General features: G+C 73.4%; 8 protein-coding genes and 1 pseudogene. 6 read left to right on the top strand and 3 right to left on the bottom strand.

Going from position 1 to position 10,183, the window contains the following annotated elements:
• Positions 1-635 precede the first annotated feature (635 nt).
• The 3 genes and pseudogenes from ACIRVF_RS03390 to ACIRVF_RS03380 all read right to left on the bottom strand — a co-directional run.
• Positions 636-1,793 (bottom strand): annotated as a pseudogene (locus ACIRVF_RS03390) (diguanylate cyclase domain-containing protein); the annotation flags it as partial.
• A gap of 290 nt (positions 1,794-2,083) precedes the next feature.
• Positions 2,084-3,205: an adenylate/guanylate cyclase domain-containing protein gene (locus ACIRVF_RS03385; protein WP_402812890.1), complete on the bottom strand. Its 1,122-nt coding sequence runs from the start codon at positions 3,203-3,205 to the stop codon at positions 2,084-2,086.
• 173 nt (positions 3,206-3,378) lie between these two features.
• Positions 3,379-4,272, bottom strand: coding sequence for a biotin--[acetyl-CoA-carboxylase] ligase (locus ACIRVF_RS03380; protein WP_402812887.1), 894 nt, complete (start codon positions 4,270-4,272; stop codon positions 3,379-3,381).
• Positions 4,273-4,506: 234 nt separating this feature from the next.
• On the opposite strand from ACIRVF_RS03380, the gene ACIRVF_RS03375 reads away from it, so the two are divergent.
• From ACIRVF_RS03375 to ACIRVF_RS03350, 6 genes are all read left to right on the top strand, one after another.
• Positions 4,507-6,117, top strand: coding sequence for an acyl-CoA carboxylase subunit beta (locus tag ACIRVF_RS03375; RefSeq protein ID WP_402812884.1), 1,611 nt, complete (start codon positions 4,507-4,509; stop codon positions 6,115-6,117).
• A gap of 29 nt (positions 6,118-6,146) precedes the next feature.
• Positions 6,147-6,368, top strand: coding sequence for an acyl-CoA carboxylase epsilon subunit (locus tag ACIRVF_RS03370; RefSeq protein ID WP_360238004.1), 222 nt, complete (start codon positions 6,147-6,149; stop codon positions 6,366-6,368).
• A gap of 152 nt (positions 6,369-6,520) precedes the next feature.
• Positions 6,521-6,661 (top strand): morphogenic membrane protein MmpB, encoded by a 141-nt coding sequence (gene mmpB, locus ACIRVF_RS03365; protein ID WP_402812880.1) that lies wholly within the window; start codon positions 6,521-6,523, stop codon positions 6,659-6,661.
• Between the two features lie 60 nt (positions 6,662-6,721).
• Positions 6,722-7,324 (top strand): nucleoside triphosphate pyrophosphatase, encoded by a 603-nt coding sequence (locus ACIRVF_RS03360; protein ID WP_402812877.1) that lies wholly within the window; start codon positions 6,722-6,724, stop codon positions 7,322-7,324.
• Between the two features lie 65 nt (positions 7,325-7,389).
• Positions 7,390-8,136: a hypothetical protein gene (locus ACIRVF_RS03355; protein ID WP_402812874.1), complete on the top strand. Its 747-nt coding sequence runs from the start codon at positions 7,390-7,392 to the stop codon at positions 8,134-8,136.
• 236 nt (positions 8,137-8,372) lie between these two features.
• The gene (locus ACIRVF_RS03350) at positions 8,373-10,148 is read left to right on the top strand and encodes an acetyl/propionyl/methylcrotonyl-CoA carboxylase subunit alpha (protein ID WP_402812871.1); all 1,776 of its coding nucleotides are present in this window, start codon (positions 8,373-8,375) and stop codon (positions 10,146-10,148) included.
• Positions 10,149-10,183 lie beyond the last annotated feature (35 nt).

Raw genomic sequence — 10,183 nt, 5'->3', positions numbered from 1 at the left:
CCCCCGGCGTCACCCACCCTCCCGAAAGCCCCCCGAACAACCAACACCCCCCAACAGCACTCCCCACCTCACATCACCGGAGGCGAAGCCGCCCCCGCCAGAGCAACCGCCACCAACGCCCGCATCGCACAAGCCGCCTGCCCCAACGGCAACGTCGCATCATCCGCGAACAGCTCCACCAACCACCCCCCTGCCGGATTCTGCCCCCCGGCCGCAACCATCCCGCGGTACCCGGAGACGACGAGCATCGCCTCCTCCGCCGGGTCGTTGCCCGCCGCGCCCGCGCGCAGCGCAAACGCGCCGCCGCGGACGGCCCGGCGGGTCATCGGGTAGTGGCGGAGGTCGAAGACGGCGTCGGGGGCCTCGATCTGGGCGCGCTGGGTCTCGGCGCGGGTACTGCTGGGGCCGCTGGTCATCCGGTAGACGGCGTGCTGGGAGGTGCGCATCAGGTGGGAGCCGGGCGGGACGTACGAGACCCACCAGCCGACGGCGTCGAGCAGCCGGGCGGAGGTCTCGGCGACGACGACCAGCTTGCCGAGGGTGTCGGCCGGGTGGACGGCCCGGGCGGCCGAGGCCTGGTCGAGGGCCGAGAGGACGGCGGTGAGCAGCTGTCCCGGGTCGGCGCTGTGGGCCGCGCCGCGGAAGCGCCGCCGGTCGGCCGCACCGGCCCGTCCGCCGGGCCCGCGCCGCCCGTCGGCGCGGTGGTGGGGGTCGGCGGCGTCGGCGAGCAGCACGGTGGGGTCGGGCGAGAAGCCGGGTCCGTGGCTGCGCCCGGCGACCACGGGGTGGGCGGCGCGGGCGGCCTTGGCGCGGTACTGGGCGGCGTCGGCGAGCCGGAAGAGCCGGTCGGGGGTGGTGACCGGGCCGATGGAGTCCCCGGTGGAGGCGACGCCGCAGGCGACGCCCTCGCCCTCGGACAGCGCGAGCGCCCGCGCGCACAGCTCCTCGGCGACGGCGACCACCTCGTCGGCCTTCTGCCCTTCCGTGAGCAGGCAGAACTCGTCGCCGCCGAGCCGGGCGGCCAGGCTGCCGGGCAGTTTGGCGGCGGCCAGGGACAGCTGGTGGGCGAACCGTTCCAGCAGCCGGTCGCCCATCTCGTGGCCGAGCTGGTCGTTGACCCGCTTCAGCCCGTTGACGTCGCAGACCACCAGCGTGACCACGGTGTTGTCCCGGTTGTGCGCCGCCAGCGCGCTCTCCAGCCGGGCGTCGACGGCGCGCCGGTTGGCGAGGCCGGTGAGCGGGTCGGAGAAGGCGAGTTTGCGCAGGTCGGCGAGGCGCTCGGTCTGGGCGAGCCCGGCCGAGACCTGGGCGGCGAGCAGGGTCGCGTAGTCGGCGTCGGCCTCGGTGAACTCGGGCATCCCGGTCGCCCGGGCGAGGTACAGCTCGCCCCAGGCCTGCCCGTGCAGCACGATCGGCGCGACCACGCAGCAGGCCCGGCCGCGCCGGCGCAGCGCGGCGGCGCGTTCCCGGCAGTACGCGCCGGCGGTCGGGTGGGTGTGCCCGGCGTGCGGCTCGACGTTCTCGGCGGTCTGCAGCCAGGCGCGCGGCAGCCGGCCGGTGGTCCAGCGCTCCTCCAGGTAGGTGACGATCTCCGGGAAGTCCGCGACCGGGTACGACTCGTCCTCGGGCAGTTCCTCCTCGCCGGGCGCGAGGTCGCCGTGGTTGACCAGCACCCGCAGCCGGCCGGACTCGCGGTCCCAGACCGAGACCGCGGCCATGGTGGCGCCGAGCGCCTCGGTGGCCCGGGCCGCGGCGGCCCGGACGGCCTCCAGCGGGGTGAGTGCCCCGGCCATGTCCTGGGCCAGTTCGACCACCGACTGCAGCCGCAGGTCGGGCAGCGGGTCGGGGCGGTGCGGGCCATCGCAGTCGCAGCCGCGGTCCGTCATGATCGCCTCACTGCTCACCGGCTCGCCTCGCTCCCTGTGCTCGGTCCTGCCGGACCCCCACCGGTCGGCCGCACCCGTCCGGCCGCTTGCACCAAGACTATGGCGAGTTCGTTCGGTTATGCCCCGTTTTGCCCGGATGGACCCGCATCCGACGGTACGGCTTTCGACCGTTCGGCACCCGAACCCCGGATTCCCGGCTACTCCGCCTTCATCCGTCGCGACAGCAGCCACGGCTCCACCAGCCCCAGCCCCCGCACCGGCCGCCGCCACATCGGCTGCAGGTGGAACCGCGCCCCCGGGTCCGGCCCGGGCACCGGCAGCCCGGAGGCGGGCATCCCGGCCGCCACCGACAGCGCCTCCGCCAGGCCGGGCCCCTCCGAGTCGGCCGGGCCGACGCTGCCGTTCTGCTCCAGCGCCGCGGCGAACTCCCCGTCGATCAGCACCGCGTCCTTGGGTGCGATCGACGTGAGCCGGCTGGCCAGGTTGACGGTGGTGCCGAAGACGTCGCCCATCCGCTGGGTGACCGTTCCGAAGGCCATGCCGACCCGCAGCGCGGGGATGGTGTCGTCCTCGGCCAGCGCCTCGATCAGGCTGAGCGCGATCTCGGCGGCGGTGGCCGGGTCCTCGGTGACGTAGAGGATCTCGTCGCCGAGGGTCTTGATGACCCGGCCGCCCTGCCCGGCGATCAGGTCCGAGCAGGTGTTCTCGAAGGTCTCGACCAGCTCGCCGAGCTCCTCCTCCTCCAGCCGCCGCGACAGCCGGGTGAAGCCGACCAGGTCGGCGAAGCCGACGGCGAGCCGCCCGCTGGTGATCTCGTTGTCCTCGGCGGCCTGCACCACCCGGCCGGTGACGGCGGCCAGCTGGCGCCGCCAGACGTACACCAGGAACTGCTCCAGCTCCGGCAGCAGCAGCTCGACCAGCGGGTACGCGACGTCGGCCCGGGTCAGCCCGGGTTCGACGGACTGGGTGAGGTTCTCCAGGAAGGTGTCCATCTGCCAGCCGGCCAGCCGGGCCGTGGTCTGGCCGGTCGACCGGGCCACCTGGATCGCCATCGACTCGCTGAGCAGGCCGGACTCGACGAGGCCTGCCAAGCGCCGCAGCGCGATCACGTCGCCGTCGGTGAGCGCCCGGGACTGGCCGATGTCGGGGAAGCCCATGGCGCGCCAGAACCGGGTGGCCAGCTCCATCGGGACGTCGGCGGCGCGCGCGGCCTGGTACGGGGTGTAGCGGCGTGGCGCGTCCAGGATCAGGCGTTCCAGTTCGAGCGCGACCGTGGGGTCGTGGCTGCCCGCCGTCCCGCTGCTGCCGTCCTCTGCCACCGGTCCGTCCCCGTGCGGTTGCCGCACTTGTCTCGTGTCCTACCTGTCCGGGCGCACCGCCCGCCACCCGGGCGGACAGTGGCGCGCCTCACACCGCTGCCAGGTGGAATGTTCGCACGGAATCCCGTGATCCGGAGCATCCGCCCGGGTCAAGGAGAGGTGAAGACTGCCGTTCAGCGCGGCTCGGGGCGGACGTGCACCACGTCCCCCGCGCCGACCGCCCGGCGTGCGCCGTCGGCCGTCCGGACCACCAGCCGGCCGTCCCCGTCGATCGCCACCGCCTCGCCGACCAGCTCCTGGTCCCCGGGCAGGTGCACCTTCACCTGACGGCCGAGCGTGCTGCAGCGGTCCACGTACGCGCGCAGCAGGTCGCTGGCGTGCGGGTCCCCGGCCGCCGCCGTCCACTCGCGGTACAGCCCGGCGAACTCGCGCAGCAGCGCGCGCAGCAGGACGGACCGGTCGGTGGTCGTGGCGCCGGCCAGGGCGAGCGAGCCGGCGGTGGGGACGGGCAGTTCGGCGGCGCGCAGCGACACGTTCAGGCCCATCCCGACCACCACCGCACCGGCGCTGAGCTCGGTGAGGATGCCGCCGAGCTTGCGCTCCGCGCCGTCGATCTCCGTCTGGAGGTCGTTGGGCCACTTCAGCCCGACCTCGACCCCGGCCACCCGGCCGAGGGTGCTGGCGGCGGCCACCCCGACCAGGATCGGCAGCCAGCCGTACCGCTCGACCGGCACCTCCTCGGGGCGCAGCAGGAAGGACAGGAACAGCCCGGAGCGGGCCGGGGCGGTCCACTGCCGGTCCAGCCGGCCGCGCGCGGCGCTCTGCGCCTCGGCGACCAGCACCGCGCCCTGCGGCGCACCGGCCCGGGCCCGCTCGGCGAGGTCGCTGTTGGTCGAGCCGGTCTCGGGCAGGACGTCCAGCGAGGTCCAGAGCCCGCCCGGCACGACCAGGTCGCGGCGCAGCACCTCCTGGTCCAGCGGCGGCCGGTCCAGGTCGGTCCAGGGGGACGGTCCGGTACGGCCGAAGCCGCGCAGTCCGCTGCGGCGGGGGGTGTCGGGTGCGGTCATGGTGGCAACCCTAGGACCAGGACGGCCCACCGGCAGGACGGACCACGGGGGCGCAGTCCGCACCATCGTCCCGCAGAACGCTCGTTGACACACTGTGTCGATGACCATAACGCCAGGACATGACGGATCGCCCGGCGCGATGGTTACGCTACGCAGCGGTAGTTCGCAGCGCCGCCCTGCCCTCCTGCGCGGGCCCCGTCTCCGGCCCGCGCGCAATCGAACAGGTCGCGGCCGATGATCAGGGAGAGCCACCGGATGACCGAGGCGCCGTACGACCCCCACACCACCGCCGGCAAGCTCGCCGACCTGCGGCGCAGGCTCGACGAGGCGGTGCACTCCGGCTCCGCCAAGGCCGTGGAGAAGCAGCACGCCAAGGGCAAGCTGACCGCCCGCGAGCGGGTCGTCGAGCTGCTGGACGAGGACTCCTTCGTCGAGTTCGACGAGTTCGCCCGGCACCGCTCGACCAACTTCGGCCAGGAGAAGAACCGGCCCTACGGCGACGGCGTGGTGACCGGTTACGGCACCGTGGACGGCCGTCAGGTCGCCGTCTTCGCCCAGGACTTCACCGTCTTCGGCGGCTCGCTCGGCGAGGTCTTCGGCGAGAAGATCGTCAAGGTGATGGACTTCGCGCTGAAGACCGGCTGCCCGGTCATCGGCATCAACGACTCCGGCGGTGCGCGGATCCAGGAGGGCGTGGTCTCGCTCGGCCTGTACGGCGAGATCTTCCGCCGCAACGTGCACGCCTCGGGCGTCATCCCGCAGATCTCGCTGATCATGGGCCCCTGCGCCGGCGGCGCGGTCTACTCCCCCGCGATCACCGACTTCGTGGTGATGGCCGACCGGACCTCGCACATGTTCATCACCGGTCCGGACGTGATCAAGACCGTGACCGGCGAGGACGTCGGCATGGAGGAGCTGGGCGGCGCCCGCACCCACAACACCAAGTCCGGCAACGCCCACTACCTGGCCACGGACGAGAAGGAGGCCGTCGAGTACGTCAAGAGCCTGCTCTCGTACCTGCCCTCCAACAACCTGAGCGACCCGCCGTCCTACCCCGAGCAGGCGGACCTCACGCTCACCGACGAGGACCTCGAACTCGACACCATCGTGCCGGACTCGGCCAACCAGCCGTACGACATGCACAAGGTGATCGAGCACATCGTCGACGACGGCGAGTTCCTGGAGACCCAGCCGCTGTTCGCCGGGAACATCATCACCGGCTTCGGCCGGGTCGAGGGCCAGTCGGTGGGCATCGTCGGCAACCAGCCGATGGACCTGGCCGGCTGCCTGGACATCAACGCCAGCGAGAAGGCCGCGCGCTTCATCCGCACCTGCGACTCCTTCAACATCCCGGTGCTGACCTTCGTCGACGTGCCCGGCTTCCTGCCCGGCACCGAGCAGGAGTGGGACGGCATCATCCGCCGCGGCGCCAAGCTGATCTACGCCTACGCCGAGGCCACCGTCCCGCTGATCACCGTGATCACCCGCAAGGCCTTCGGCGGCGCGTACGACGTCATGGGCTCCAAGCACCTGGGCGCCGACCTCAACCTGGCCTGGCCGACCGCGCAGATCGCCGTGATGGGCGCGCAGGGCGCGGTCAACATCCTGCACCGCCGGGAGATCGCCGAGGCCGAGGCGGCCGGCACCGCCGACGAGAAGCGCGCCGAGCTGATCGCCTCGTACGAGGACACCCTGCTCAACCCGTACCTGGCCGCCGAGCGCGGCTACGTCGACGCGGTGATCGCCCCGAGCGAGACCCGTCGGCACATCGTCCGGGGCCTGCGGGCGCTGCGCGGCAAGCGCGAGGTGCTGCCGCCCAAGAAGCACGGCAACATCCCCCTGTAGGCCCCGTCCCTCTCGGGAGAGAACCAGCCATGTCCCCGATCCACGTGCTGCACGGGCAGCCGACCCCCGAGGAGCTCGCCACCGTCCTGGCGGTGGTCCAGGCCCGGGCCGCCGCCGCGCAGGCCGCCGCCGAGGCGGCGCGTCTGGCCGGCGTCGGCCCGGCCTCCCCCTGGAACGACCGTTCCCGCCTGCTCCGCCCCGCCGTCCGCCCGGGCGTCAACGCCTGGCGGACGTCCGGCTGGGCGCACTAGTCACCAGCGGCCCGGAGTGGGAGGTCGGCCCGTCCGACGTCCCGCTCCGGGCCGTTCCGTACTCCCGGGCGCCCCGTTCCGCCGCCCGCTTTGCCCGAAACTGAGTACGGATACTCAGGCGTCCGGGCCCACCCGCAGCGCACTCTGGACGGGTGCTCTGGTCAGACCCCGAGGACGGGCCCTCGCCCGAGGCCCGTCGCATGCAGGAGCGGATGCAGCGGTCCGGCAAGGTGCTCGCCGCGATCGTGCTGGTGGGCTCCGTGCTGATCATGCTCAGCCGGTTCTTCACCTGAGCCGTTCACCCGAACGGCGACAGCTCCACCCCTTCGGCCCCACCCCCTACTCTGGTGGGCATGACCGACCAGCGCGCCCTCGTCCTCGCCTCCGCCTCCCCCGCCCGCCTCGGGCTGCTGCGTCAGGCGGGCCTCGACCCCCGCGTGGTGGTCAGCGGCGTCGACGAGGACGCGATCAGCGCCGCCACCCCCGGTGAACTCGCCCTCGTCCTGGCCGAGGCCAAGGCGAAGGCCGTCGCCGCCGGACTGACCGACGGCGAGCTGGTGATCGGCTGCGACTCCGTCCTGGAGCTGGACGGCCTGGCCCTCGGCAAGCCCGCCGACGCCGCGGAGGCACTCGCCCGCTGGCGGTCCATGCGCGGCCGCGACGGGGTGCTGCGCACCGGCCACTGCGTGATCGACACCGCGACCGGCCGGCAGGCCTCCGCCACGGCCTCCACCACCGTCCGCTTCGGCACCCCGGACGACGAGGAGGTGGCCGCCTACGTCGCTTCCGGCGAACCGCTGCACGTGGCCGGGGCGTTCACCCTGGACGGCCGCTCGGCGCCGTTCATCGACGGCATCGACGGCGACCCGGGCAACGTCATCGGCCTGTCGCTGCCGCTGCTGCGCCGCCTGCTCGCCGACCTGGACCTGCGCATCACCGACCTGTGGACCAAGTAACCTGCCGCATCCGGCCGTTGAGGCCCTAAGCTGACCCGCGTTCGACGGGGGAGGGAAACGCGGCGATGAACGACAACGTGCTCAACGTGCTGCTCGGCCTGGTGGCCAGCGCCATCAGTGCCGGCCTCGGCTGGCTGGCGCAGGCCCTGCGGCGGCGCCGCCGGGTGGAGCGGGTGCGGGCCTTCCTCGGGCTGCCGTCCGGCAGCGAGTGCCTGATCGTGGTGCCCCGCAGCGTCGGTACGGGCTCGCACGCCCACACCGTGACCCGCCGGGACGCCTACGCCCTGATGTGGCTGGCCGGGCTGGTCGAGGAGTGCGGCGCCCGCCCCGAACTGGTCGCCCACGACGCCGCGCAGCGCGGCCTGGGCGCCAAGACCGAGCTGTGCCTGGGCGGTCCGGTCAGCAACGAGCGGACGGCCGCCCACCTGGCCTGGGGCCTGCCCGGCCTGGTGATCACCTCCGGCCCCGGCCCGGGCAGCAACGTGATCGTGGCGGGCGACCAGGAGTTCGCCGTCGAGCCAGACCGGACCCACACCCTGCTCGCCCGGATCGCCACGCCGGACGGCGGCCGCCCGGTGTTCCTGATCGCCGGCCAGACCGGCACCGCCAACCAGGCCGGCGTCCGCCACCTGGTGGCGCACCACCGCGAGCTCGCCCGCCGGCACGGCCGCGACGGCACCTTCGCCCTGGTCCTGCGGGTGGTCAACCCGGAGGCCTACGGGCCGGACATGGTCGAGCTGGCGGCCGACGTGACGGCCGAGGCGCTGCGACGCCCTCCGGCCGCCGCACCGGCCGGCTCGACCGCGGCCTGAGCGGGCCGCGCGAGGGTGTGTCCCATGCCACCGTCCCGCCACGCCGCCGCCCGGTCACCCACCGTCGCCCGGGCCCGCCCGACCGCACCGGCCGCGACCTGCGGAGTCTTCCTCCGGCTCGCGGATCGGGCCGGAAAAACCATCACGGTCCGTGTGGGATAGTTCACAACCTGGGGCTACTCGCCGGTACTGCCCAGGAATCCATAAACTCAACGAGGTTCAAGAAGGGAGCCACAGTGCGCAAGGTGCTCATCGCCAACCGCGGGGAAATCGCCGTCCGCGTCGCCCGGGCCTGCTCGGACGCCGGTATCGCCAGCGTCGCCGTCTACGCCGAGCCGGACCGGGATGCGCTGCACGTCCGCGCGGCCGACGAGGCTTACGCGCTGGGCGGTGACACCCCCGGCACCAGTTACCTGGACATCGCGAAGGTCCTGAAGGCCGCCGAGGACTCCGGCGCCGACGCCGTTCACCCCGGCTACGGGTTCCTGTCGGAGAACGCCGACTTCGCCCAGGCCGTCATCGACGCGGGCCTGACCTGGATCGGCCCGCCGCCGCAGGCCATCCGGGACCTCGGTGACAAGGTCACCGCCCGTCACGTCGCCCAGCGCGCCGGCGCCCCGCTGGTGGCCGGCACCCCGGACCCGGTCTCGGGTGCCGACGAGGTCGTCGAGTTCGCCCGGGAGCACGGCCTGCCGGTCGCCATCAAGGCGGCCTTCGGCGGCGGCGGCCGCGGCCTCAAGGTCGCCCGCACCCTGGAGGAGATCCCGGAGCTGTACGACTCCGCCGTGCGCGAGGCGGTCGCCGCCTTCGGTCGCGGCGAGTGCTTCGTCGAGCGCTACCTGGACAACCCGCGGCACGTGGAGACCCAGTGCCTCGCGGACAAGCACGGCAACGTGGTGGTCGTCTCCACCCGTGACTGCTCGCTGCAGCGCCGCCACCAGAAGCTGGTCGAGGAGGCGCCCGCGCCGTTCCTGACCGAGGCGCAGAACGCCGAGCTGTACCGCGCCTCCAAGGCCATCCTCAAGGAGGCCGGCTACGAGGGCGCCGGGACCTGCGAGTTCCTGGTCGCGCTGGACGGCACGATCTCCTTCCTGGAGGTCAACACCCGTCTGCAGGTCGAGCACCCGGTCACCGAGGAGGTCACCGGGCTCGACCTGGTCCGCGAGATGTTCCGGATCGCCGACGGCGAGGAGCTCGGCTACGGCGACCCGGAGGTGCGCGGCCACTCCTTCGAGTTCCGCATCAACGGCGAGGACCCGGGCCGCAACTTCCTGCCCGCGCCGGGCACCGTGACGCTGTTCTCCCCGCCGTCCGGCCCGGGCGTGCGCCTGGACTCCGGCGTGGAGACCGGCTCGGTCATCGGCCCGGCCTGGGACTCCCTGCTGGCCAAGCTGATCGTCTCCGGCCGTGACCGCAAGCAGGCCCTGGAGCGGGCCAGGCGCGCGCTGAACGAGTTCAGGGTCGAGGGCATGGCGACCGCCATCCCGTTCCACCAGGCCGTCGTCACCGACCCGGCGTTCGCGCCCGAGGTGCACGGCAGCGACGAGCCGTTCAAGATCTACACCCGCTGGATCGAGACCGAGTTCAACAACACCATCCCGGCGTTCGTCGGCGCGGCCGGCGAGGCCGAGGAGGCCGAGACCCGGGAGACCGTCGTCGTCGAGGTCGGCGGCAAGCGGATCGAGGTCTCGCTGCCGTCCTCGCTGGGCGTCTCGACGGCCCCGGCGGCCGGTGCCACGGGCGCGGCCAAGGCCAAGCGCCGGGTGGGCGCCAAGAAGGCCGGTTCGGCCCTCAGCGGCGACACCCTGGCCTCGCCGATGCAGGGCACCATCGTCAAGGTCGCCGTCGAGGAGGGCCAGGTCGTCGCCGAGGGCGAGCTGATCGTGGTCCTGGAGGCGATGAAGATGGAGCAGCCGCTGAACGCGCACAAGGCGGGCACCGTCGTCGGCCTCAAGGCCGAGGTCGGCGGGAGCGTCAGCAGCGGCGCCGCGCTGTGCGAGATCAAGGACTGACCCCGATCCGACCGACGCGGATCAGGCCCTGACAC

It is taken from the genome of Kitasatospora sp. NPDC101157, from assembly GCF_044768255.1.
In the GTDB taxonomy this organism is placed as follows: domain Bacteria; phylum Actinomycetota; class Actinomycetes; order Streptomycetales; family Streptomycetaceae; genus Kitasatospora.
The sequence above is the reverse complement of the archived record's forward strand: the minus strand, read 5'-3'. Positions and strand labels throughout refer to the sequence as shown.

Excerpts from the sequence above, each read along its gene's own strand:
- ACIRVF_RS03355 (WP_402812874.1), top strand. The coding sequence starts at position 7,390 with ATGAACGACAACGTGCTCAACGTGCTGCTCGGCCTGGTGGCCAGCGCC.
- ACIRVF_RS03370 (WP_360238004.1), top strand. The coding sequence starts at position 6,147 with ATGTCCCCGATCCACGTGCTGCACGGGCAGCCGACCCCCGAGGAGCTC.
- ACIRVF_RS03380 (WP_402812887.1), bottom strand. The coding sequence starts at position 4,272 with ATGACCGCACCCGACACCCCCCGCCGCAGCGGACTGCGCGGCTTCGGC.
- ACIRVF_RS03375 (WP_402812884.1), top strand. The coding sequence starts at position 4,507 with ATGATCAGGGAGAGCCACCGGATGACCGAGGCGCCGTACGACCCCCAC.
- ACIRVF_RS03360 (WP_402812877.1), top strand. The coding sequence starts at position 6,722 with ATGACCGACCAGCGCGCCCTCGTCCTCGCCTCCGCCTCCCCCGCCCGC.